General features: G+C 68.4%; 22 protein-coding genes. 13 read left to right on the top strand and 9 right to left on the bottom strand.

The window, feature by feature from the left end:
• Positions 1–48 precede the first annotated feature (48 nt).
• Complete coding sequence (locus tag MNR00_RS10885; RefSeq protein ID WP_241925946.1) at positions 49–441, bottom strand: Rv3235 family protein; 393 nt, start codon at positions 439–441, stop codon at positions 49–51.
• Positions 442–594: 153 nt separating this feature from the next.
• On the opposite strand from MNR00_RS10885, the gene MNR00_RS10890 reads away from it, so the two are divergent.
• Complete coding sequence (locus MNR00_RS10890; protein WP_241925947.1) at positions 595–1,188, top strand: hypothetical protein; 594 nt, start codon at positions 595–597, stop codon at positions 1,186–1,188.
• Positions 1,189–1,224: 36 nt separating this feature from the next.
• On the opposite strand, the gene MNR00_RS10895 is transcribed toward MNR00_RS10890, so the two are convergent.
• On the bottom strand, positions 1,225–1,503 hold the full coding sequence (locus tag MNR00_RS10895) for a helix-turn-helix domain-containing protein (RefSeq protein ID WP_241925948.1): 279 nt from the start codon (positions 1,501–1,503) through the stop codon (positions 1,225–1,227).
• A 98-nt stretch (positions 1,504–1,601) separates the two neighbouring features.
• Between MNR00_RS10895 and MNR00_RS10900 the strand changes: the two genes are divergently transcribed.
• Together MNR00_RS10900 and MNR00_RS10905 are read left to right on the top strand one after the other, a co-directional pair.
• Entirely contained in the window at positions 1,602–2,216 is a 615-nt protein-coding gene (locus tag MNR00_RS10900; RefSeq protein ID WP_241925949.1) for an SAF domain-containing protein, read from the top strand.
• On the top strand, positions 2,213–3,436 hold the full coding sequence (locus MNR00_RS10905; RefSeq protein WP_241925950.1) for a hypothetical protein: 1,224 nt from the start codon (positions 2,213–2,215) through the stop codon (positions 3,434–3,436). The genes MNR00_RS10900 and MNR00_RS10905 overlap by 4 nt, the downstream gene beginning before the upstream one ends.
• On the opposite strand, the gene MNR00_RS10910 is transcribed toward MNR00_RS10905, so the two are convergent.
• On the bottom strand, positions 3,384–4,607 hold the full coding sequence (locus MNR00_RS10910) for a pyridoxal phosphate-dependent aminotransferase (RefSeq protein WP_241925951.1): 1,224 nt from the start codon (positions 4,605–4,607) through the stop codon (positions 3,384–3,386). The genes MNR00_RS10905 and MNR00_RS10910 overlap by 53 nt on opposite strands.
• A gap of 51 nt (positions 4,608–4,658) precedes the next feature.
• Positions 4,659–7,433, bottom strand: coding sequence for a preprotein translocase subunit SecA (gene secA / locus MNR00_RS10915; protein ID WP_241925952.1), 2,775 nt, complete (start codon positions 7,431–7,433; stop codon positions 4,659–4,661).
• Positions 7,434–7,647: 214 nt separating this feature from the next.
• Between secA and MNR00_RS10920 the strand changes: the two genes are divergently transcribed.
• Positions 7,648–8,241 carry a PadR family transcriptional regulator gene (locus MNR00_RS10920; protein ID WP_241925953.1) on the top strand — a complete coding sequence of 198 codons (594 nt, stop codon included), beginning with the start codon at positions 7,648–7,650 and terminating at the stop codon, positions 8,239–8,241.
• 104 nt (positions 8,242–8,345) lie between these two features.
• Positions 8,346–9,677: a hypothetical protein gene (locus MNR00_RS10925; RefSeq protein WP_241925954.1), complete on the top strand. Its 1,332-nt coding sequence runs from the start codon at positions 8,346–8,348 to the stop codon at positions 9,675–9,677.
• Positions 9,678–9,740: 63 nt separating this feature from the next.
• On the opposite strand, the gene raiA is transcribed toward MNR00_RS10925, so the two are convergent.
• The 5 genes from raiA to mtrA form a co-directional block, all read right to left on the bottom strand.
• Positions 9,741–10,397: a ribosome-associated translation inhibitor RaiA gene (gene raiA, locus MNR00_RS10930; RefSeq protein WP_241925955.1), complete on the bottom strand. Its 657-nt coding sequence runs from the start codon at positions 10,395–10,397 to the stop codon at positions 9,741–9,743.
• Between the two features lie 113 nt (positions 10,398–10,510).
• Positions 10,511–11,173: a phosphoribosyltransferase family protein gene (locus tag MNR00_RS10935; protein ID WP_241925956.1), complete on the bottom strand. Its 663-nt coding sequence runs from the start codon at positions 11,171–11,173 to the stop codon at positions 10,511–10,513.
• Positions 11,174–11,264: 91 nt separating this feature from the next.
• Positions 11,265–12,971 carry an LpqB family beta-propeller domain-containing protein gene (locus tag MNR00_RS10940; RefSeq protein ID WP_241925957.1) on the bottom strand — a complete coding sequence of 569 codons (1,707 nt, stop codon included), beginning with the start codon at positions 12,969–12,971 and terminating at the stop codon, positions 11,265–11,267.
• Complete coding sequence (gene mtrB, locus MNR00_RS10945; RefSeq protein ID WP_241928826.1) at positions 12,968–14,617, bottom strand: MtrAB system histidine kinase MtrB; 1,650 nt, start codon at positions 14,615–14,617, stop codon at positions 12,968–12,970. Before mtrB ends, MNR00_RS10940 begins: the two co-directional genes overlap by 4 nt.
• Before the next feature lie 46 nt (positions 14,618–14,663).
• A complete protein-coding gene (gene mtrA / locus MNR00_RS10950; protein WP_241925958.1) occupies positions 14,664–15,344 on the bottom strand; it encodes an MtrAB system response regulator MtrA in 681 nt (226 codons plus the stop codon).
• A 185-nt stretch (positions 15,345–15,529) separates the two neighbouring features.
• Between mtrA and MNR00_RS10955 the strand changes: the two genes are divergently transcribed.
• The 8 genes from MNR00_RS10955 to aqpZ all read left to right on the top strand — a co-directional run bounded on the left by MNR00_RS10955 (position 15,530) and on the right by aqpZ (position 24,082).
• The gene (locus tag MNR00_RS10955) at positions 15,530–16,966 is read left to right on the top strand and encodes a hypothetical protein (RefSeq protein ID WP_241928894.1); all 1,437 of its coding nucleotides are present in this window, start codon (positions 15,530–15,532) and stop codon (positions 16,964–16,966) included.
• A complete protein-coding gene (locus MNR00_RS10960) occupies positions 16,963–17,628 on the top strand; it encodes a DUF4129 domain-containing protein (protein WP_241925959.1) in 666 nt (221 codons plus the stop codon). The genes MNR00_RS10955 and MNR00_RS10960 overlap by 4 nt, the downstream gene beginning before the upstream one ends.
• Positions 17,625–18,869: a DUF4350 domain-containing protein gene (locus MNR00_RS10965; protein ID WP_241925960.1), complete on the top strand. Its 1,245-nt coding sequence runs from the start codon at positions 17,625–17,627 to the stop codon at positions 18,867–18,869. The genes MNR00_RS10960 and MNR00_RS10965 overlap by 4 nt, the downstream gene beginning before the upstream one ends.
• A gap of 29 nt (positions 18,870–18,898) precedes the next feature.
• Positions 18,899–19,852 (top strand): MoxR family ATPase, encoded by a 954-nt coding sequence (locus MNR00_RS10970; RefSeq protein ID WP_241928827.1) that lies wholly within the window; start codon positions 18,899–18,901, stop codon positions 19,850–19,852.
• Position 19,853: 1 nt separating this feature from the next.
• The gene (locus MNR00_RS10975) at positions 19,854–21,161 is read left to right on the top strand and encodes a DUF58 domain-containing protein (protein WP_241925961.1); all 1,308 of its coding nucleotides are present in this window, start codon (positions 19,854–19,856) and stop codon (positions 21,159–21,161) included.
• A gap of 81 nt (positions 21,162–21,242) precedes the next feature.
• Positions 21,243–21,683, top strand: a complete 441-nt coding sequence (locus MNR00_RS10980) for a Fur family transcriptional regulator (RefSeq protein WP_241925962.1) — start codon at positions 21,243–21,245, stop codon at positions 21,681–21,683.
• A complete protein-coding gene (locus MNR00_RS10985; RefSeq protein WP_241925963.1) occupies positions 21,676–23,172 on the top strand; it encodes a catalase in 1,497 nt (498 codons plus the stop codon). The genes MNR00_RS10980 and MNR00_RS10985 overlap by 8 nt, the downstream gene beginning before the upstream one ends.
• Positions 23,173–23,311: 139 nt before the next feature.
• Positions 23,312–24,082 carry an aquaporin Z gene (aqpZ, locus tag MNR00_RS10990; protein ID WP_241925964.1) on the top strand — a complete coding sequence of 257 codons (771 nt, stop codon included), beginning with the start codon at positions 23,312–23,314 and terminating at the stop codon, positions 24,080–24,082.
• The last annotated feature ends 41 nt before the right edge of the window (positions 24,083–24,123 follow it).

Consider the following 24,123-nt stretch of genomic DNA (forward strand, 5'->3'; position numbering starts at 1 on the left):
CTGTCCAGCCTACTGGGACGGCCTGGATCGCCTTCGGATCCACGCCCGTCACAACACGGCGAGTGAGGCCGCGCGCCAGCGTCCGTCGAGCCCTTCAAGCCGGATCGCAACCGCCCTGGTGCGACCGGGGCCGGCGACCACCACGGCCGCCTCGATGGCGTTCTCACACGGTGAGCTCTGGTGGATCGACAGGATCCGGAAGGCGGGGCGGGCTGGTGCCTGTCCACGCGCGCTGCGGGCCCGCGCCGAGAGGTTGGCGCGGGCGACCAGAACGCGGAACGCATCCTCGCTGAACCAGCGAGCCAGCTGATCGACTTCTCGGACGCCGGCGAGGACTTCGAGAACGCCCTGTGTCAGGCTGCGCAGCAATGGCTCGGGATCGGGCAGTTCAGCGGCAGAGGTGGGCTGTGGAGCGAAGTACTCACTCAACGTCGTCGTCATTCCGGGATCCCCCGATGCAGCTGGTCATCGATGCATTGATTGCGTAGCGAACTTCCTGAAAGTAGAACATGCGACCGCGGCCCGCGGAAGAAGCGTCGGCACATCTGTGGATAACTCGACTGTGCGCTGCGCTTTTGGCCTACTGTCGTTCGGGTGGAATGGCAGCATCTCTTCGACGACCTGGAAGGTCAGCTCGCGGCCGAGTGGGAGGCCGAGCGCGCCGCGCTGGATGCCGAGTCCGAACGGCTGCGGATCTCGAAGCTCACTCTGCGCGACCGCCTGCAGGCGATGGTCGGCTCGGAGAGCACTGTGCTGCTGGAGCTTCTCAGCGGCGAGCGGTGGGAGGCGCCCTTTCGGGTCGTCGGCGCCGACTGGATCGGGGTGAGCGCGAGCGGTGATGCACGGCTGCGCATCGTGCCGCTGACGGCCATCTGCTCATTCGGCGTCGACCATGGCATCCTGCTTGCCAGTCTCACCTCGGCCCCGAGCGACACCGACCTGCGCGGGCGCATGTCCTTCGGATTCGTGCTGCGCGACATCGCCCGGCGACACACACCAGTCACGATCGGCATGCAGAACGGCGACCCGCTGCAGGGGTCGATCGATCGCGCCGGCGCCGATCACCTCGACCTCGCGCTGCACGATGCGAACGAGCCGCGACGCACGCGCGGGGTGCGCGGGTTTCGCAGCATCCCCTTCACGGCCGTGTCATGGGTGCGGGTCGAGGGCGCCTCGTCGGCCGCGTGACGCGTACGTCCGCCGGAATCAGTGCTGGCAGCGCAGTCAGTCGCGGTGCAGCGGCGTGGTGCCCCACACCTCGGGGAAGCTGGCCTCATTCGCCTGGCGCCACAACGCCATCCGCCGTGCGTGTTCGGACTGCTCGGCCAAGTAGTCGGCGAGGCTCGACTCCTCAACTCGCCAGCGTGGTGGGGAGCCGAGCTGCGATCCGCGCAGGCGCCCCTCCTGCACGAGGGCGATGACTTCATCGACCTCGATGCTCAGCAGCTCGGCCACCTGCGCTGGCGCGAGGAAGCGCGGAGCCATCTCGGATGCTTCGGGCATGCTCTCATTCTCCCCGACGCTCCCCCGTCAGGACGAGGTGAACGCGGCGCTGTGGATAACTTTTCCGCCACATGCACGCAATCTGTGACGATTGCTGCATGACGCACTCTCGTGCCCGCAGGCCGGTCTTCGGCGACATCCGCTTCGTGATCGGCATCGTCTTGGTGATCGCCTCCGTCGCCGGCGTCTGGCTGCTCGTCTCGTCATCGCGGCAGACCGCGCCGGTGCTGCAGGCCACCCGCACGATCGTGCTGGGCGAGCCGATCAGCTCCGATGACCTCCAGGTAGTCGATGTCGGACTGGGTGCGTTGACCGACACCTATCTGGCGCCCCAGGATCTGGCGCCGGGCTCGATCGCGACGCGGACCCTCGCCGACGGCGAGCTGGTGCCGCGCTCGGCGGTCGGCACGACAGAGCAGGCCCGCACGACGACCGTCGTCGTGAGCAGCACCGCGACGCCCGCCGGGATGTCGGCCGGAACCGTCGTGGAAGTGTGGCACGCACCGCTGAGCAAGGACGGCCGCTCGTTCGAGGATCCGCGCATCCTCGTGGGAGACGCCGTGGTCGTGAAGGTGGCAGAGGCCGACGGAATGCTGGCGCAGACGCGCACGGATGTGGAGCTTGCGATCGATCGCGGCGACGTCGCCGATGTTCTCGCCGCGATCACGGGTGGCGACGCGATCTCGCTCGTCCCCGCGGGTGGCGGCTCATGACCTCGGTGATCCTCGCCCTCAACGCTGAGGATGCGTCGATGCTGGCATCCGACCTCGAGCTCGAAGGCGTCGATGTCCACGTCATCGCCCCTGAAGCGCTCGATGGCACCTCGCTCGCCGGTCACGACGCCGTGCTGCTCAGTCCGAGCCGCGCGGTGCTCACCCCTGACCTGGTCAGCGCGTGCGACCGTGCCGGCGTGCGGGTGATCCCAGTCGGCACAGCGGATTCGCGCATCGCGTCGCGTTTCGGACTGCCCGCCCCACTGCCGTACGACACGCCCGCCTGGCGCATCGTGCAGGCGCTGACGGAGAGCCCTTCGGTCGCGCCGGACGCTGACACCGGGCGAAGGCCCTCTCGCGTGATCGCCGTCTGGGGGCCGCACGGGGCACCAGGGCGCACGACGCTCGCGATCCAGCTGGCGGTCGAGCTGACACGCGCCGGGCGGCGCACCGCGCTCGTCGACGCCGACAGTGTCGCGCCGTCGGTGGCATTGCAGCTCGGTCTCGGCGACGAATCACCTGGGCTCGCGGCCGCGTGCCGTCGTGCGGAACTCGGCAGTCTCGATGTCGCCGAGCTCTCGCGCCTGGCAACGGCGGTGGAGACCTCCGGCGGCACGATCGATGTGCTGGGCGGCCTGAACCGTCCAGCACGATGGCCCGAGCTCACTGCCGGACGCCTGCGCACGACCCTGGCAGTCTGCCGCGACTGGCTCGATGAGACCGTCGTCGATGTCGCCGCGGCATTCGACGAGGATGACGACCCGCTCGATCCGGTCCCGACCGCCAGACATGCAGCAACGGCCGCAGCGCTGCTGGAGGCCGACGAGGTCGTGGCGGTGCTGTCGGCCGATCCGCTCGGTGTGAGCCGCTTCTTGCGCGGGCACGCCGAGCTGCGACATCTCATCGGCGGCACTCCCGTCACCGTCATCGCCAACCGAGTGCGACCAGGGCCGCTCGGAATCGACGCGCGAGGTCAGGTGCGCCGCACACTCGACCGGTTCGCCGGCATCGACGACGTCGCTTTCCTGCCGTACGATCAGCGCGCGGCGGATGCGGCGGCGCTGCACGCCAGGGCGATCGCCGACGTCGCACCCCGTTCGCAGCTCGTCTCGGCCGTGCGCCGGATCGCCTCGAGCCTCGGCACGCGCGCACAGGCGCGCGAGCAGGTCACTGCCGGTAGCTCGACAGGAAGTTCCCGAGCCGCTCGACGGCCTCGCTGAGCACCCTGGCCTCGGGCAGAGTCACGACGCGCAGGTGATCCGGGGTCGGCCAGTTGAAGCCGGTGCCCTGCACGAGCAGGATCTTCTCCGACACCAGCAGATCATAGACGAGCTTCTCGTCGTCGCGGATCTCGTGCACGTTCGGGTCGAGTTTCGGGAACGCGTACAGCGCGCCTTCGGGCTTGACACAGCTGACCCCCGGGATCGCCTCCAGACCCTTCCACGCGATGTCGCGCTGCTCATGCAGGCGCCCCGATGGCCCGATGAGCGCATCGATGGACTGAACACCACCCAGCGCCGCCTGCACGGCGTGCTGGGCGGGCACATTCGGGCACAGCCTCGTCGAGGCCAGCAGCGTGATCCCCTCGAGGAATCCCTTGGCGTGCGATTTCGGTCCGGTGATCACGAGCCAGCCGGAGCGATAGCCGGCGACTCGGTACGTCTTCGACAGTCCGTTGAAGGTGAGGCACAGCAGGTCCGGCGCGAGGGTGGCGGTGGGGATGTGCTCGGCACCGTCGAACAGGATGCGATCGTAGATCTCGTCCGAGAGCAGCAGCAGCTGATTCTCGCGCGCGATCTGCACGATGCCCTCGAGCACCTCGCGTGAGTACACCGCCCCGGTGGGGTTGTTCGGGTTGATGATGACGATGGCCTTCGTCTGCGGCGTCACCTTCGAGCGGATGTCCTCGAGGTCGGGCTGCCAGCCGTTCTCCTCGTCGCACAGGTAGTGCACAGGCGTTCCACCCGCGAGCGAGGTCATCGCCGTCCACAGCGGATAGTCCGGCGCAGGGATGAGCACCTCGTCACCCTGGTCGAGCAGCGCCTGCATGACCATGGTGATCAGCTCGGAGACGCCGTTGCCGAGATAGACGTCATCGGGATCGAAGCGCGGGAAGTCCGGGGTCTCCTCATAGCGGCTCACCACGGCGCGCCGTGCCGAGATCACGCCCTTGCTGTCGCTGTAGCCGTGGGCGCTGGGCAGCGCGGCCAGCATGTCGCGGACAATCTGGTGCGGCGCCTCGAACCCGAAGATCGCCGGGTTGCCCGTGTTCAGCTTGAGGATCTGATGACCCTCGGACTCCAGTCGCGCCGCCTCGACCAGTGCCTTGCCTCGGATCTCGTAGAGAACGTTCTTCAGCTTGGAGGACTGGTCCAGTGTGCGGCGGGTCATGCGCCAAGGATACCGGGGCGCATGGGCGCCCCGGTCCACTCGGCAGCCGGCTCAGCCCTTCTTGCGCTGCTGAGCGCGACGCTGCTGACGGTTGACCGGAGCGTCGTCCTGCGCAGCATCCGTCGGCTGTCCGAACGCGCCCCGCGTCTCGCCACCCTCGTTCGCCTTGCGCAGCCGCGCAGTGGCGGCCTGCTGCACCTGTCCGCGGTCGTTGCGCACCTCGACGTCGCCGGAGTCATTGGGAGCCGAGTACTCGAGCTTCTGCTCGGGCTGCCCGTCGACGAGCCCCTTGGCCTCGACCTGAGTCTGGTCATCGCCGGCGCGACGCACCTCGACCTCGAGGTTGTAGAGGTAGCCGACGGACTCCTCCTTGATCTGTCCCATCATCGCCTGGAACATCGCGTAGCCCTCGCGCTGATACTCGATCAGCGGGTCGCGCTGTGCCATGGCACGAAGGCCGATGCCATCCTTCAGGTAGTCCATCTCGTAGAGGTGATCACGCCAGCGGCGGTCGAGCACCTGCAGCACGACGCGACGCTCCAGCTCACGCGTCGCCGCCTCGCCGAGGGCCTCCTCGCGCTTCTCATACGCGATCAGGGCGTCCGAGAGGAGTTCGCGCTTGAGCCCCTCCGCGGTGATGCCGCCCTTGCGGTCGCCGGCTTCGGCGACGACCTCATCGATCGTGACGCCCATCGGGTAGAGCGTCTTGAGCTCGGTCCACAGTGCGTCGAAGTCCCAGCTCTCGGTGTGACCCTCAGATGTGTGGTCATCGACCACACCCCCGATGGCGTCCTCGATGAAGTGGTGCACGCGATCGGCGATGTCATCGCCGTGCAGGATCTGCCGGCGGTCGGTGTAGATGGCCTCGCGCTGACGATTGAGCACATCGTCGTACTTGAGCACGTTCTTGCGCATCTCGGCGTTGCGCGCCTCGACCTGCGACTGCGCGCTGCGGATCGCGCGGCTGACCATGCCGGATTCGATCGGGATGTCATCAGGGAAGTTCGTGCGGGACAGGATCGCCTCGGCGGCGCCGGACTGGAACAGACGCATCAGGTCGTCCGTGAGGCTGAGGTAGAAGCGGCTCTCGCCGGGGTCGCCCTGACGTCCGGAGCGTCCGCGCAGCTGGTTGTCGATGCGGCGCGACTCGTGACGCTCGGTGCCGAGCACGTACAGGCCGCCCGCCTCGGTGACCTTCACACCGTCTTCGGCGACCTTCTTCTTCATAGCCTGGTAGGTCTCATCCCACGCGGCCTCGTACTCTTCTGGCGTCTCCTCGGGATCGAGCCCCTTCGCCTTGAGGTCCTGCACGGCCAGGAACTCGGCGTTGCCGCCGAGCATGATGTCGGTACCGCGACCGGCCATGTTCGTGGCCACTGTGACTGCGCCGAGCTTGCCGGCCAAGGCCACGATCTCCGCCTCACGCGCGTGGTTCTTGGCGTTGAGCACCTCGTGCTTGACGCCCTTCTTCGCGAGCAGGCGCGACAGGTACTCGCTCTTCTCGACGCTGACCGTTCCCACCAGCACGGGCTGACCGTTGGCGTGACGCTCGGCGATGTCCTCGACGACCTGCGCGAACTTGGCCTGCTCGTTCTTGTAGACCAGGTCTGGCTGATCTTTGCGGATCATCGGGCGGTTGGTCGGGATCGGCACGACGCCGAGCTGGTACGTCGACATGAACTCGGCCGCCTCGGTCTCGGCGGTACCGGTCATGCCGGCGAGCTTCTCGTACAGGCGGAAGTAGTTCTGCAGCGTGACCGTGGCCAGGGTCTGGTTCTCGGCCTTGACCGGCACACCCTCCTTCGCCTCGATCGCCTGGTGGATGCCCTCGTTGTAGCGGCGGCCGACCAGGATGCGCCCGGTGTGCTCATCGACGATCATGACCTCGTCGTTCATCACGACGTAGTCGGTGTCCTTCTTGAACAGCGCGATCGCCTTGATGGAGTTGTTCAGGAACGAGATCAGTGGGGTGTTGGCCGACTCGTAGAGGTTGTCGATGCCGAGGTAGTCCTCGACCTTCTCGATACCGGGCTCGAGCACGCCGACCGTGCGCTTCTTCTCGTCGACCTCGTAGTCCTCGCCGACTTCGAGCGTGCGGGCGATCTTGGCGAACTCCGTGAACCACCGATTGGCCTCGCCAGACGACGGACCCGAGATGATCAGCGGCGTGCGCGCCTCGTCGATGAGGATCGAGTCGACCTCATCGACGATCGCGAAGAAGTGCTCGCGCTGAACGAGATCCTCCTGGCGCCAGGCCATGTTGTCGCGCAGGTAGTCGAAGCCGAACTCGTTGTTCGTGCCGTAGGTGATGTCGGCGGCATACTGCTGGCGACGCACCTCTGGTGTCTGGCCCGAGATGATCGTGCCCGTGGTCATGCCGAGTGCGCGGTGGATGCGGCCCATCAGCTCGGACTGATACGAGGCGAGGAAGTCGTTCACCGTGATGACATGCACGCCCTTGCCGGCGATCGCATTCAGGTACGAGGGGAACGCGGCGACCAGGGTCTTGCCCTCACCGGTCTTCATCTCGGCGATGTTGCCAAGGTGCAGGGCCGCACCACCCATGATCTGCACGTCATAGGCGCGCATGCCCAGGGTGCGCCTGGCAGCCTCGCGCACGGCGGCGAAGGCCTCGGGCATGAGCTGATCGAGGGTCTCGCCCTTTTCGAACCGGGCGCGCAGCTCGGCGGTCTCGCCGCGCAGCTCGTCATCGGTGAGCTTCTCGAAGTCGTCTTCCAGCGCGTTCACGGCTTTCGCGACCTGCTTCAGTCGCCGAAGGATGCGTCCTTCACCGGCGCGCAGCAGCTTCTCGAGAGGATTCGCCACGGATGTCTCCCTTGGGTATTCGGTCCAGCACAAGGATCTGCGCCGAAACATGCTTTGCCATGTTACCGGCCTGTGACAAGTGGATGCTGTGCACGAGCGAGTTCGACGACGCTGAGCGCGAACGGACTCGCCGATTCGAATGATCGCACCCCGGCGCATTTCCGCCTACGTGTATACATAGAAATGCAATACCGGGAAACGATCGGAGTGCTTCATGTCCGTCCGCCAGAGCCTGCTCGCCATCCTCGATCAGGGCCCGTGCTACGGCTATCAGCTGCGCGCCGAGTTCGACCGACGCACCGGATCCACCTGGCCGCTGAACGTCGGTCAGATCTACAACACGCTCGAACGACTCGAGCGCGACGGCCTGGTCGTCAAGGGCGACACCGACGACCACGGTCACGTGTATCACCAGATCACGGAAGCCGGGCGCATCGAGGTGAGGGCATGGCTGGACTCCCCCGTGCTCAGACAGTCCGGCACCCGCGATGAGCTGGCCATCAAGCTGGCCGTCGCGGCAACCCTGCCGGGGGTCGATGTCGCGTCGGTGATCCACCACCAGCGCGAGGCATCGCTCACCCAACTGCAGGAATTGAACCGCGCGAACGACGGCGGCGCCGATCCGGACGGCGCGGAGGACCTGGCCCGGTCGCTGGTGGTCGACTCGATGATCTTCGCCGTGCAGGCAGAAGTGCGCTGGCTCGATCACATCGAGCAGCGGTTGACCACCCACCCGCACCACGCCATGGGACTTGAGCTGTCCACCGAGCGACCCAAGCGCGGTCGTCCGGCGAAGGTGCACTCCTGACCGCCCTCGCCCACGGTGGCGGCAGAGCAGAGATGCGCCCGCTGTTCGCCGCAGGCGCATCGGATGCACAGCGCAGCCTGAGACTGCGACCGTAGGATCGAGGAATGGCCGGATTCTGGGGCAAACGCAAACGTGAGCAGGAAGCGCTGGCGGCGCAGGACTCGGGTCTCGCGCGCCACGCCGAGAAGGCGCTTGTCGCCGCGGATGAGCGCATCCGCACGACAGCCGATGAGCTCGCCTTCGCCCAGGCCGAGCTCGGCGAGTCGCTGACCGCCGATCTGAAGGCGGCGCTCGACGGCGTGCGCACCCACCTGCGCGAGGCGTTCCAGTTGCATCAGCTGAACCACGACGAGATCCCGGACACCGCTGAGGAGCTGCGCACCCGCAACGCGCGCATCCTGCAGCTGTGCGAGTGGGCAGAGGGCCTGCTCGACGAGAAGACCGGCGCGCTCGCAGAGGTGGTCGCGAAGGTGCGTCGCGCCCCCGAGGTCATGGCCCAGGTCCGAGCGGATGCTGAGGCGCTGGCAGCCCGCGTGCCGCAGGCACGTGCCGCGGTCGAGCGTCTCGCCTCTCGGTACTCCGAGACGGCGATGCGGCGGATCGCGTCGGCCGGCGACGAATCCGAGCAGCTGATCGCCTTCGCCACCCACGGTGCCGATGTCTCAGAACGCCGGCGTGCCGCCAAGCAGAACGAAGAGGCCAACCTGGCGCTCGAGACCGCGACCGAGGCCGTACGTCGTGCCGGAGCGATCCTCGACGCTGTCGAGGACTTCGAGATCGAGGCCCTGCGCGCCGAGTCGACCCTGGCCGATGTCGTGGCAGACTCCCGCGGCGACATCGTCGCGGCCCGCAATGCCCCGCAGGTGCCGGAGGTCGTCGCCGCGACCGCTGAGCTGGAAGCGGCGCTCCGTGAGCTGACCCCGGCCGCCGAGCGCAACGATCCGTTCACCGAGCTGAGTCGCCTGCGCGCCGCGAACACCGCCCTGGATGCGGCCATCGACAAGGCGAACTACCGAGCCCAGCATCCACTCCCCTCGCTCGAGCACGTGCAGCACGCCATCGACGACGCCGATCGTCAACTCGGCGTCGCCCGGGGTCTGATCGCCGGACACCGCGGCTGGATCGGCGCCGACGCGCGCACCCGGCTCGCCGAGGCGGAGCGGCTGCGCGTGGATCTGCCGGCGCTGCTGCCGGCGGAAGACACCCGTGAGCAGGCGCTCTCGTCCGCCCGTCGAGTGGCCCAGCTGGCATCCGAGGCTCTGCAGCTCGCGCAGCGCGACATCGACTCCTCCCGCCCGCAGGACCAGAACTGGGGTGGCGGCGGAGGACAGGGCTGGGGTCCGGGTGGACGTCGTGGCGGTGGCGGCAGCGACATCGTCAGCGGTGTGCTCGGCGGCCTCGTGATCGGCAGCATCCTCGACGGCATCTTCGACTGACATCCACACGTGAGAGGCGCCCTCCCCGTTCATTCGGGAAGGGCGCCTCTCATCGTTGTCGGGTCAGGACGCGAGCGCCTCAGCGGGCGGAGCCGCGGTCGTCAGCGAGATGACGCCGTAGTCCCAGCCCTTGCGGCGGTACACGACGCTCGGGTGGTCGCTGCGGGCGTCGACGAACAGGAAGAAGTCGTGTCCGACCAGTTCCATGCGGTCGACGGCCTCTTCGACCGTCATCCACTCCGCATCGAAGTTCTTGGTTCGGATGACCACCGGGGAGTAGTCCTCCTCGTCGTCGGTCTGCACGGGGATGGCCCCGGTGGCGACAGCCTGCAGCACGTCGGCGGATGCTGGCTGCACGTCGATTCCGGCCAGCGCTCCGCTGCCCTTCTCGAAGTGCGCACCGCGGCCCTGGTTGCGGGCGTCGATGCGCTTCTCCTTGGCTCGACGCAGCTGTTCGGCGAGCTTGTCGAGAGCCATGTCGAGGGCTGCGAACTTGTCGGGATCGATCGCCTCTGCCCTGATCACCGGCCCCTTGCCGAGCAGCGTGAGCTCGACCGTCTCGTCGGGCAATCGCCCGTTGCGATAGGCACGGTGAGTGACCTTGACCTCCAGTCGCATGGCTCGCGGTGCGAGCGTCTGGATACGGGCCGTCTTCTCCTCGACAACCGTCCGGAACCGATCGGAGATGCTCACTCCGACGCCGACGATGCTCGTTTCCATCACTGCCTCCTTGTCCCGGTCCTCCCGGCCAAGGGCGGACCGTGGTCGCCTTGTGACCCCCTACGCTAGTCGCCGAATGGGCGGATGTCACTACCTTCGGGCCGTGTCTTTCCTCAGGTACTCACAGTGACTTCGGAGGCGCCGAGATGACGCGGAGTGGCTGCGAGCGTGACGGCGCAGATCGGCTGCAGCCCGGCCGCGCGCAGCGCCCGCGCAGCCTCGTCCAGCGTCGCACCGGTCGTGAGCACATCATCGACGATCACGACTCTGGCATCCCGTGGGAGTGTGCGCCGAGCGCGCATGCTGCCTGCGACGTTGCGTGCACGCGCGTCGCGGCCGAGACCGCGCTGGTCGCCGGTGCGGCGTGCCGCGACCAGCATCCGCTGTGAGCGCTGCGCGGCCCGGCGCACGAGCAGCTCCGGCACGCGGTAACCTCGGCGCCGGAATGCCGCCCTGCTCGTCGGCACCGGCACGATGACAGCCCCTGACGCCACCTCGTCGAGGATGTCCTCCATGGCGGCGCCCAGCGGTCGGGCGAGCATCGTCGCGCCGTCCTCCTTGAGACGTCGGATGCTGCGCGCCACCACGCCCTCGTAGACGAGCGCCGCATGGACGGGAAGCCCCTGTGGGGTCGTCAGACGCTGCGGTCTCGGCGCGAACAGCATCCGACATTCGGCGCACAGCAGCGTGCCAGGGTGGTCGCAGCCAGGGCACGTCGCGGCCAGCAGGAACGCGAGCGCCTCGCGTGCGAGCCGCAGCCAGTGATCCGTGCGCATCCGTCGATCGTGCCGCACGACGCGCACCGCACAGAGGCTCGAGCCCACCATCTGTGCAGAACCTGACTTCTGCGCCTGATGTGCAGGGCGGTCAGTATCCGGCGCGCGTGCCGAGCACGACCACGTCGTCCACGGCCTTCTGCCACGAGGATCCGCGCTGCGCATAGACTGCGCCGTCGGCCGACAGCACGCGCAGCCCTGTGCTGGTGCGCGCGCCGGCGAGCGCGGTGGCATCCGTCGGCGCCGGTGACGCTGACCACGGCCCGCCGATCACGTAGGTCGTGAGGGTCGGGTCGGGGTCGGCGGACAGCACAGCCACGGAGTCCGAGCCGACCCATGAGAGGCCGCGGGCAGGGCCGTCGAGCACCGCGATCTCGGGAGTCTCCTGGCCGAGAGCTGTCGGCAGACCTTCGTCGTCGCGGATGATCGCGGCCACGACCAGCAGGTGCTGACCGCCGGACGTGACGATCGCGGCGACCCGTGCGCCATCGGCCGACACGCGCACATGGCTGATCGCGTCGGCCTCCGGCCACGCATCCGCGATCTGGTGTCCGACGACAGCCGGCGTCCACGCCTTGATCTGGGCCGGTTCGCCGGACGGCACCGACCAGATGTACCCGAACGGATCCAGCGACGGAGTGATCAGTCCCGCTCTGCCGTCCACCTGATCGCCGGCACCGTCGCTCACCGCCCAGACATGCCCGTCGGTCAACTGCACGGCGGCGAGCCGCGCATCCAGGGACATGTCGATCGACCTGATGGGTGTGGAGATCTTCGCGATCTGCTGCGTGAGGCCAGGCACCGGCGTGATCTCGCCGGCCGACGCCGTGCCGAAGGTCGCGCCGTCGTACACGAGCACGCCCGGATCGACGATCACCGGCTCGATCGCCACGGTGTCTGCGGGCAGCGGCGAGCCGTCCACGACGAATTGCACCTCGGCGACACCGGCGCCGGCCAGGCTCGCCTCCAGCTGCGTGCGCATTCGCGCCAACACAGTGGATGAGGTGGACAGCGCCGTGCGAGTGAGTGAGACCGAAGCCACCTGGGCTGGATCGATCGGCACCGCGTCGCCGACCAGCGAGACATCTGCCGGGAAGGCCGTCTGCACCGCAGGCGCGAGCCAGTCGCTCGGCACACCGGAGACCAGCGCCCTGGCGACCGTGGTGGCCATCGCGGTGCCTCGAGGGAACCAGCGCACATCGGGAACCAGGTGCGTCCAGGTCTTGTCGAAGTACTTCAGCGAGAACTTCTCGTAGACCTTGCTGAACGTGTCGATGTCGAGGGTGATGCCATCCTTCGCCTCCGAGATGCGCCACTCTCCGCCGGGATCGCGCGCAAGCCGGTACGTCGCCTTGGCGGTGCCGACGCCGGCGCTGTACTCCCCCTCGGCACTCACACCGGCGATCTGGTCGAGCTGCACCTTCACCTCGGCCCGAGTGGCCTTCTCGTCATCCGCGTCGACGCTGGGGTCGAAATCGCGATCCAGCACCGAGGAGTCGATCGCGACTCCGACATCCGGATCCCAGTCGTGCGAGAAGTCCTCGGTGAGGAACTTGCGCGCGATCTCCCAGTTGTTCGCCGGTGTCATCGATGCTTCCAGGAAACCGGCGACGATCGCCTCGGGTCCGGCGCCGGGTTCTGGGTCCCTGGCGATCGGGGTGAAGTCAGGCAGCTCGATGTCGCCGCCGATGGGCAGGCCCGCCTGCGGCGGGCCAGAGGTGGGCAGGCCTGTGCATCCCGCCAGCAGCAGCGCTGCCGCGGCGAGGGCGAGAACGCGGATGCCCGCACGCAGCTTCATGAGCGCTCCCCCTGCTCGTGACCGGCTGCCAGGTCGGTGTACACCGTGATCGGCTGGGTGACATCTCCGAGATCGATCAGGGTCTCCTGCGGCTCGAGCGGCACCGGACCCTGACCCTGCGGCATGGAATCGACGCGAGGAATGGTGAGCACGAAGTTCGTGCCGACCCCGAGCTCTGACCACACCTCGAGTGTGCCGCCGTGCAGCCGCGCGTCGCCCAGAGCGATCGACAGGCCGAGGCCGGTGCCGCCGATGGTCCGCTTGCGGGACGGATCGGCGCGCCAGAACCGGTCGAAGACCCGTTCGGCGTCTTCTGGGCGCATGCCGAGACCGAAATCGCGCACGCCGACCGCGACAGCGAACTGATTGCTGTCGACAGTGATGACGACCGGCTTGCTCTCACCGTGTTCGATCGCGTTGCCGACCAGGTTGCGCAGCACCCTTCGGACCCGGCGGGGGTCCATGTCCACCGGCGAGTACCCGCCAGGTGCGACCAACCGCAGTTCTGCATCGCGCGTGGTGGCAAGCGGGCGCAGTTCGTCGACGATGTCTTCTGCGAGCTGGGCGAGACTGGTCGCCTCGATCTCGAGCTGCACCGATCCGGCGTCGTAGCGGCTGATCTCGAGCAGATCCGAGAGCAGCAGTTCGAACCGCTGCACCTGGGTGTGCAGCAACTCGGCGGTGCGTGCGGTGGTCGGGTCGAATTCGTCCTTCTGGTCGTTGATCATCTCGGCGGCCAGGCGGATGGTCGTCAGCGGCGTCCGCAGCTCGTGTGAGACATCCGAGACGAAGCGCTGCTGCACGAGTGAGAGCTCGGCGAGTTCGCCGATCTGCGCCTCGATGCTGTCGGCCATCGCGTTGAACGACCGGCCGAGGGTGGCCAGCTCGTCCTCTCCGTGCACCGGCAGACGCACTTCCAGGTCGCCCGCTGCAAGCCTCGCACTGGTCTCGGCCGCCTCGATGATCGGGGTCGACACAGAGCGCAGGACCAGCCACGAGATGCCCGCGATCAGCGCCACCAGTGTGATGCCGGCGAACCAGAGGGTGCGCTGCACGAACAGCAGGGTCTCGTCGGCATCCGCCAGGTCGTAGGCGATGTACACGTCGTACTCTGCGACGTCGCGGAATGTCAGCGGCTGCCCCACGACGATGCCGGCCGTCGTCGATCCGTCCTCCTGAGGCAGAGCGATCGACTGCCAGGCCTGGCGCCCCTGCACCTCGCGCACGCGGGTCTGCAGCTTGGTGCTGATCTGTGCGGCGCTGAGATTCTGGCTGCCGAAGCCCACCGGCGTGTACCCGTCGCCCTGGGTCTCGGCGAGGAAGCCGACGATGCGGTCAGAGGAGGCGGATCGTCCGAGCACGTTCTGCGCCTCGAGCCACACCGACTGGATCTGGGCACGGTCATCGCCGACCTGCGCGGAGTCGAGCAGGATCTGCGCCTGTGACACGGCCGCGCGGGCGTTGTGCAGGGCCTCGTCCTTGCGGGATTCGAAGAGGTCGCTGCGGATCACGAGCGCCATCACGACGCAGATGATGAAGATGGCGAGCGAGGTGAGGAGCAGTGTGATCGCGGTGGCCCTGAAGCGCATCGAATGCCGCCACACCGACCCGAGGGAGTCGGGCCACTGGCGCGCAGAGCGCCAGATGGACGACTGCACGCGCGTGGGATTCGTCGCGGTCACGCAGAAGCCCCTAGCTGATGCTCCCGGCCCGGTAGCCCACACCGCGCACCGTCATGACGATCCTGGGGTTGTCCGGGTCGAGCTCGACCTTGGCGCGCAGGCGCTGCACGTGCACGTTCACCAGGCGGGTGTCGGCCTTGTAGTGATAGCCCCACACCTGCTCGAGCAGCATCTCGCGGGAGAACACCTGCTGAGGCTTCGACGCCAGCGCGACCAGCAGCTGGAACTCCAGCGGGGTCAGGGCGATGGGCGCCGTGCCGCGGCGCACTTCGTGCGCATCGACATCGATGGTGAGGTCGCCGACGCGCAGCACGTCGGATGCGGCCTCGGTGACCGGCCGAAGGCGTGTGCGGATGCGGGCGACGAGCTCCTTGGGGTTGAAGGGCTTGACGATGTAGTCGTCAGCACCGACCTCGAGTCCTCGCACCACGTCGGCGGTGTCGCTGCGCGCGGTGAGCATGATGATCGGCACACCGGACTCGGCGCGGATGCGAGAGCAGATCTCGATGCCGTCCATTCCAGGCAGCATCAGGTCGAGCAGGACGAGATCCGGGCGCGAGGCACGCCACTCGTCGACCGCTCGAGCACCGTCGGAGCAGAAGGTCACATCGAACCCCTCTGTGCGCAGCACGATGCCGATCATCTCGGCCAGGGCCGTGTCGTCATCGACCACGAGGATTCGAGAGGTCATCTTCTGCCCAGCCTCCGCTTTCTCTTCATCTGCGGACGGCGAAATCTCCCCATGCGGCCGCAATGCGGTTCAGCCTACTTGAGAAACCTATGTCGGGCCCAGAGGTGCGCGAGCATGGTCAGAGGCGTGTGTTGTGTCACGATGGGAGGGCCCAGCACCACGGGTGGCACAGGGAGGGAGTGCGAATGAGCGGTCAGACCTGGACCCCCGCACCGAAGAAGAGCGCGATTCCGCTGCATCCGATGACCTTCGGCATGATCCTCGGCCGGGCGTTCGCCGCGCTGAGACACAACCCGAAGGTGCTGTTCGGCTTCGCTGTGGCCGTGCAGTTCGGTATCACGCTCATCGCGGTCGTCGTGATGCTGCTGGTGAGCGGCTTCACCGCCGCCCGCATCGCCAGCGTCCCGCCGGGGTCTCCCGACCTCGGGCCGATCGTGGCGGGCTCGGTCGCCCTCGCAGTCGTCGTCGGCATCGTGATCGCGCTGGCGAGTGTCGCCTTCACCGCCATCGTGCAGGGCCTGGTCGCCGCTGATGTCTCGTTCGCCGCACTCGGGCGCAAAGCGCCCCTTCGGCAGCTCTGGCACCGCATGCGCCCGGCGTTCTGGAGACTGTTCGCATACTCGCTGCTGCAGGGCGCAGCGGTTCTCGTCTGGCTGCTGGTGGTCGGCGGCGTCGTGATCGGCGTCATGGCCGCGTCCGGGTTCGAAGCCGGCGGGGTCGGTCTCGGCGCCATCCTCGGCGTGTTCCTGGTGCTCGGCAGCATCCCCCTGCTGGTGTGGCTGAGCACGAAGCTGCTCGTCGTCCCGGCCGTGCTCGTCCTCGAGCACGCGACGATCGGCGCCGCGCTGGTGCGCTCGTGGCGGCTGATCCGCGGCCGGTTCTGGCCGGCACTCGGCGTGATGTTCCTGATCGGCGCGATCATGGGACTCGCAGCGCAGGTCGTCAGTATTCCCGGCTCGATCATCAGCGCAGTCCTGGGCGGAGTGCTCGCACCAACCGGCTCCGAAGACGCCTCGGCGGTCGTCGCGGTCATGGCTGCCACGATCCTGCCCCAGATCCTGGTTCTCGCCGTGCAGGCCATCACCCTGGTGGTGCAGGGCACCGGTGCCACTCTCATCTATCTGGACAGTCGCATGCGCTATGAGGGACTGGATCAGACGCTCATCCGCCACGTCGAGCGCGCCGCGCTCGGCACACCTGACGACCAGCTGGGCGATCCGTATGCCCTTGACCCGGCACGCGCCGTGGGCAAGACGCCGCCGCCGGCGCAGACGCCGCCGGCGCCCGGCTACACGACGTATCCGGGCGCACATCCGACACCGTCCGGGTACCCGGCGCCCGGCTACCCGGCACAGCCGTCGTACGCAGCGCAGCCCGGCCAGTACCCCGCGCAGCCCGGGCACCCTGCCCAGCCGTCCTACCCGGCACAGCCCGGCACGTACCAGGTGCAGCCCGGCTACCCGACCAGCGCGCCTCAGGAGCACTCGTTCCCGCCGCCGCCTCCACCCGCTGCACAGGCGTCCTCCGCACAGGGACCGCCGCCGCCTGCATCCGACTCCCCCGCCACCGGTCCTGACGCCGCTGCCCCGAACACCTGGACTGCGCCAGGCGGATCCGCGTGATCGCACTGCTCGCTGCCGCCGACGTCTTCATCCCCGACGGTGACGAAGCACGCCAGTGGGCCGAGGATGAGCTGGCCAAGGCCCAGTACCAGGCGGCGAAGCCGAACTGGTTCGACCAGCTCGCCGCCGACATCTTCGAGTGGATGATGGGTCTGCTGCGTGGCGACGGTCCGGCCGGAGCGACGCCGATCGCGATGACGGTCATCGTGGTCGTCATCATCGCGGCGCTGGTGGTCGCGCTGCTGGTGTGGGGACGTCCTCGGGCGTCGCGCACCGTGCGCAGACGCACCGATCTGCTCGGCGAGCGTGACGACCGCTCTGCCGCACAGCTCCGCGCCGAGGCAGAACGCAGGGCGAAGGCGCAGGACTGGGACGGCGCTGTCGTGCTGCGCTTCCGCGCGCTCGCCCGCGGCATGCTCGAGCGCGACTTGATCGATCCAGCTCCCGGCGCGACAGCGCAGGGCATCGCGCGTGAGGCCGCCGTGGCTTTTCCCGGATTCCGCGATCGGCTGCACGATGCCGCCACGTCATTCGACGCCGTGCGCTACCTCGGCAGTCCTGCGGACGCCGAGGACTACCGGCTACTCGCGGCCACCGACGACGCCGTGCGCACCGCCGCACCGGCGACTGCCGCCGCTGCAGGCCAGGCGGTGCCCGCATGAGCACCACTGCGCAGGGGGACTCCGCGATGGCATCCGAGGGCGTCACAGCACCACCCACCGCCGCGCCGTCGACCGCCGCGCCGTCGACCGCATCGCCGCGTCCTCGCGGCCGAGGCGGCCGCGTGCTGGGCTGGATCCTCGTGATCGCACTGGTCGTCGTCCTCGCTCTGCTGTCGCTGCGACTGATGCCGACCGAGCTCGATCTGGGCGGCGCGCTCAATCCCGAGAGTCCAGGTCCCAACGGGGCGGGTGCGATCGCCGAGCTGACCAGGCAGCAGGGGGTGCAGATCGACGTGACGCGCAGCCACACATCAGCCACCGCACAGCTGGATCCCGGCGCCACACTCGTGCTCACCGACCCTCCTGCTCTGAGCGACTCGGCCGTCATGGATCTGGTTCACAGCGCGGATCGCGTCGTGCTGCTCAGCAGCAGCTCACGAATGCTGCGTCTGCTCGACCTGGGCGAGAGCACCTTCGCCGCGGGAAGCGTGCAGGCAGAGTGCGACCTGCCGGAGTTCTCGCGTGTCGGCACGGTGGATGCTGAGCGGATGTTCGTCCCCGGCGCCGGTGTCACCGCATGCTTCATCGACGACGAGGGGCACGCGGCGGTGCTGCGCGGTGTCGACGGCGACACGACCATCACCCTGCTCGACGCGACGAAGCTGCTGTCGAACCAGCATCTGGCCGAGAACGGCAATGCCGCGCTCGGGCTCGCGCTGCTCGCGCAGACCGATGACGTCGTCTGGTACGTGCCGTCCTTCGCCGACAGCGACCTCGAAGATGGCGAACCCGCCAGCCTCGGCGAACTGACTCCGAACTGGGTAACCCCGGTCATCCTGCTGCTGCTCCTTGCCGGGCTCGCCGCCATCTGGTGGCGGGGCCGTCGTTTCGGCCCGCTGGTGACCGAATCACTGCCGGTCACGGTGCGCGCGTCCGAGACCATGCACGGTCGGGCCCGACTCACGGCCAAAGCGGCGGATGCCGCTCACGCGGCCGCCGCGATCCGCACCGGCACGCGAACGCGACTCGCATCCCGACTCGCCCTGAGCCCGCGTGCGAGCTCCCAAGAGGTTGCGGACGCCGTTTCCGATCGCCTGCGCGTGCCGCGCGGCTCGCTGTACGAGCTGCTCGACGGTGCCACGCCGCAGAGCGATCACGACCTGATAGACCTCGCCCGCAGCCTCGCTGAACTAGAGACGGCCGTCGACGCCGCCGTCCACACCGAAAGGAACCGCCCGTGAGCGACGAGAGCACGATTTCCGCCAGCACGATGACCCCTGACGAGGCGCTGCGCCAGGCGATGCATCGTGTGCGCACCGAGGTCGACAAGGCCGTCATCGGCCAGGCCGGCACCGTCACCGGCCTGCTGGTCGCCCTGCTCGCCAGGGGGCACGTGCTGCTGGAAGGCGTGCCAGGAGTCGCGAAGACCCTGGTCGTGCGCAGCTTCGCCCGAGCGGTCGGGCTCGACACCAAGCGCGTGCAGTTCACCCCCGACCTGATGCCGGGCGACGTCACCGGCTCGCTGGTGTACGACGCCCGCACCGGTGAGTTCGAGTTCCGCCAGGGGCCGGTGTTCACGAACATCCTGCTCGCCGACGAGATCAACCGCACGCCTCCCAAGACCCAGGCAGCTCTGCTGGAGGCCATGGAGGAGCGCCAGGTGTCGGCCGACGGCGAGAGCCGCCCGCTGCCTGATCCGTTCCTGGTCGCTGCGACCCAGAACCCGATCGAGCACGAGGGCACGTACACGCTGCCAGAGGCACAGCTGGACCGTTTCCTGATGAAGCTGGTGGTGGGGATGCCAGAGCGCGACGCCGAGGTGTCGGTGCTGCGCCTGCACGCCGACGGGTTCTCGCCACGACTGCTGACCGGCATCAGCGCTGTCGTCAGCGCTGACGAGATCCGCGCGGCACAGGAGGCCGCCGCCCGCGTGCAGGTCAACGACGATGTGCTCGGCTACGTCGTCGACCTGGCTCGAGCCACGCGGATGTCGCCGTCGGTCGAGCTCGGCGCAAGCCCCCGGGCATCGACCGCGCTGCTGGCGGCCGCGAAGGCCTGGGCGTGGCTGAACAGCTCCGCAGCTGTCACCCCGGACCACGTGCAGACCATGCTGATGCCGGTGTGGCGTCATCGTGTGCAACTGCGGCCGGATGCGCAGATGGAGGGCGTGACGCCCGACGCCGTGCTGCAGTCGGTCGTGCAGCAGACCCGGGTGCCGATCTGACATGTTCGTGACTGGTCTGCTCGCGCCCCTCGTCGCGCTTGGCGTCGTCCCGATCGTGCTCATGAGCTCGGTCGGGGTTCCGGCGTGGGCGAGCTTCGGCGGATGGATGCTGCTGTGCATCGTGCTCGTCCTGCTGGACGTGCTGCTGGCGGCGGACCCGCGTGCGGTTTCCGTTACCCGCCGGGTGCCGGCGCGCGCCAGGCTCGGCGAGCCCGTGATGACCAGCGTGGCGGTGCAGAACATCGGCACGCGCACGCTGCGGGGGTGGCTGCGGGATGCCTGGCAGCCGACGGCGGGAGCCCCTCTGACTCGTGAATCGCTCAGCATCCCGCCCGGCGAGCGCCGGCGCATGCAGATCCCGCTGCTCCCCCGCAGGCGGGGCGAGCTGGCGAGTGAATTCGTGGTGCTGCGATCACGAGGGCCGCTCGGCATCGCCGGACGGCAGGCGCAGCACGACGCGCGCGGCGCGCTGCGTGTGCTGCCGGCGTTCACCTCGCGCAAGCACCTGCCCTCGCGCCTGGCACGTCTGCGCGAGCTCGACGGCAACACCTCGATCCAAGTCCGAGGACAGGGCACCGAGTTCGACTCGCTGCGCGAGTACGTGCGCGGCGACGACATCCGCTCGATCGACTGGCGCGCGACGGCCCGCGCCGGCACCACGATGCTGCGCACCTGGCGACCGGAGCGCGACCGGCAGGTGGTGATCGTCATCGACACCGGCCGCACCGCGGCCGCCCGAGTCGGCGACAGCACGCGATTGGATGCTGCGCTGGAGGCATCCCTGCTGCTGGCGGCACTCGCGACGCGCGCCGGGGATCACGTGCACCTGCTGATGTACGACCGGGTAGCCAGGGCCCGCGTGACCGGCGTCGACGGGGCCGCTCTGCTGCCCGCGCTGACGGACGCGATGGCGCCGGTGCACGCCCGCCTGGTTGACACCGACTGGGCAGGAGCATTCGCCGCCGTGCGCTCGCTGACCACGCGGCCATCCCTGGTGGTGGTGCTCACCGCACAGGATGCCGCCGAATCCGCCCGCGGGTTCCTCGGCGCGTTCCCGGATGCCTCTCGTGCGACCACGGTGCTGGTCGGATCGGTCACGGACGAGGCGATCGGCGAGCTGGCGAAGAAGCGCGATTCCCGTGCCGACGTGTACCTGGCGGCTGCCGCCGAGCAGACGCTGCGGGACGCGCAGGTCGTGGCTGATGCCATCCGCCGAGCCGGCGGCGAAGCGATCGCCGCGGACCCGGAGAGCCTTCCGCCGCGGATCGCCGACCGCTACCTGGAGCTGAAGGCGGCAGGGCGCCTGTGACGGGCATCCGGCGACCGGACACCGCGCCTGTCCTGACTCAATCGTTTATCTGAATCAGTCAGAATAAGCTAGTCTGGAGTCATGACCCCCGACACGATCGCCGACTTCCCCGCGCAGCTGCGCGGGGCAGGGCTTCGTGTCACGACGCAGCGCGTCCACGTGCTCGACGCCCTGCGCCGGCATCCGCATGCTTCCGCCGACACCGTCTTCGCGGGCATCCGCGACAGCCTCCCCGGCATCGCACCCGCCACTGTGCACGGCATCTTGGGCGACCTCACAGGTGCCGGCATCGTGCGCCGCGTGAGTCTCCCCGACATCGGCAGCGCGCTGTACGAGCTGCACAGCGACGACAATCACCACCATCTCCAGTGCATCGACTGCGGCCGCGTCGAGGACGTCGCCTGCGCGATCGGCGCTGCCCCCTGTCTGCATCCTTCTCATGACCACGGCATGCGAATCCTCGAAGCCGCAGTCACCTACCGAGCCCTCTGTCCCGAATGTGAAAGGAATGGCAATGGCTGACAAGCCCGCAACCACCACCCAGACAGGAATCCCGGTCGCCAGCGACGCGCACTCGCTGACCGTCGGCGCCGACGGCGTCACGGTGCTGCACGACCGCTACCTGCTCGAGAAGCTCGCCTCGTTCAACCGCGAGCGCGTGCCCGAGCGCAACCCGCACGCCAAGGGCGGCGGCGCATTCGGTGAGCTCGAGATCACTGAGGACGTCTCGGCGTACACCCGTGCCGCTGTGTTCCAGCCGGGCGCGAAGAGCGAGACGCTGCTGCGCTTCTCGTCGGTCGCCGGCGAGCAGGGCTCCCCCGACACCTGGCGCGACGTGCGCGGCTTCTCGCTGCGCTTCTACACGACCGAGGGCAACCTCGACATCGTCGGCAACAACACCCCGACGTTCTTCCTGCGCGACGCGATCAAGTTCCCCGACTTCATCCACTCGCAGAAGCGCCTCGGCGGCTCTGCGCTGCGCAACGCCGACATGCAGTGGGACTTCTGGACCCTCTCGCCCGAGTCGGCCCACCAGGTCACCTACGTCATGGGCGACCGCGGCATCTCGCGCTCATGGCGCCACGTCAACGGCTACGGCTCGCACACCTACCAGTGGGTCAACGCCGCAGGCGAGCGCTTCTGGGTGAAGTACCACTTCCTCTCCCAGCAGGGTGTCGAGCCGATGTTCGCCGATGAGGCCGAGCGCGTCGCCGGCGAGGACGCCGACTTCTACCGTCGCGACCTGTACGAGGCCATCGAGCGCGGCGACTACCCCAAGTGGGACGTCTACGTGCAGATCATGCCCTACGAAGAGGCGAAGACCTATCGCTTCAACCCGTTCGACCTGACCAAGACATGGTCGAAGAAGGACTACCCGCGCATCAAGGTCGGCACGTTCACGCTGAACCGCAACCCGGAGAACTTCTTCGCGCAGATCGAGCAGGCGGCCTTCTCGCCTGGCAACCAGGTTCCTGGCACCGGCATCTCGCCCGACAAGATGCTGATGGCCCGCGTGTTCTCGTACAACGACGCGCAGCGCTACCGCATCGGTGCCAACTTCAACCAGCTGCCGGTGAACCAGCCGCATGCGGCCAAGGTGAACAACTACATGCACGAAGGCCAGATGCAGTACCACTTCAACCCGGCCGAGCACCGCGTGTACACGCCGAACTCGTACGGCGCCGCCGGCGGCCCTGAGGCCGACCCGCTGCTGGGCGTCGAGGCCAGCTGGGAGTCGGACGGCGAACTGGTGCGCTCGGCCGCCACGCTCCGTGAGGACGACGGCGACTTCGTGCAGCCCGGCATCCTGTACCGCGAGGTCTTCGACGACGAGCAGCGCGCCCGTTTCGTCGAGACGCTGCTCGGACAGTACAACGCCCTGACCGTCCCCGCCATCCAGGAGCGCTTCTTCTGGTACTGGGGTCAGGTCGACGCGCAGCTCGGCGCCACGCTCCGCGAGCGCGCAGGTGCTCCGGTCGGCGAGGCTGAGCCGGTCGGCGTCGGCGAGTAGTCTCGCCCCCTAAGGCGCCCTCCGTCCGCAGTCGCGGGCGGGGGGCGTTTCGGCGTGTCGACCTGGGAGAATCCTCAATGCTGCGGGATCCTGACTTCGCGTGGCAATCGTCGCGCATCGACCGGAAGGACACCTTGAGATGTCTGAGTCACCCACTGAAGCTGTCGCTCAGCCGACGCTCGGCGCCAAGCTCGCCGCCGAGGGCTTCGGCACATTCCTACTCGTCTTCGGCGGTGTCGGCACCGCCGTCTTCGCCTCGAACCACTTCACCGAGCCCGGCACCGAGTCGGCCGTGTACGTCGCGATCGCACTCGCATTCGGTCTGACCGTGCTGGTCGGCGTGTACGCCTTCGGCCCGATCTCGGGCGGTCACTTCAACCCCGCCGTCACGTTGGGCGCGGCTGCCGCCGGTCGCACGCCATGGCGCGACGTCGGGCCGTACATCATCGCGCAGGTGGTCGGCGGCGTGATCGCATCGACCGGGCTGGTGCTGATCGGCATGTTCGGCCCCCAGGGATGGCTCACCGGCGCCCAGGACGCGGGCTTCGCCAGCAACGGCTGGGACGAGCTCTCCCCGAGCGGGTTCGCGATGCCTGCGGCCATGATCATCGAGGTGATCCTGACCGGATTCTTCCTGCTCGTGATCCTCGGTTCGACGCACCCGAAGCGCGGCTCGCTCTTCGCCGGCGTCGCGATCGGTCTCACCCTCACCCTGATCCACCTGATCTCCATCCCGGTCGACAACACGTCGGTGAACCCGGCCCGCTCGATCGCCGCGGCGATCTACGGGGGCCCCGAGGCACTCGGACAGCTCTGGGTCTTCCTGGTGTTCCCCGTCATCGGCGCGATGATCGCCGGCTACGCCTACCGGGCGCTGTTCGACGGCGAGGGCAAGGAGCCCATCGTCTGATCCGCGCTGACGGCGATCGACAGGAGAGGGAGCGGCTGCGG

The sequence above is a fragment of the Microbacterium sp. H1-D42 genome, from assembly GCF_022637555.1.
GTDB lineage: Bacteria > Actinomycetota > Actinomycetes > Actinomycetales > Microbacteriaceae > Microbacterium.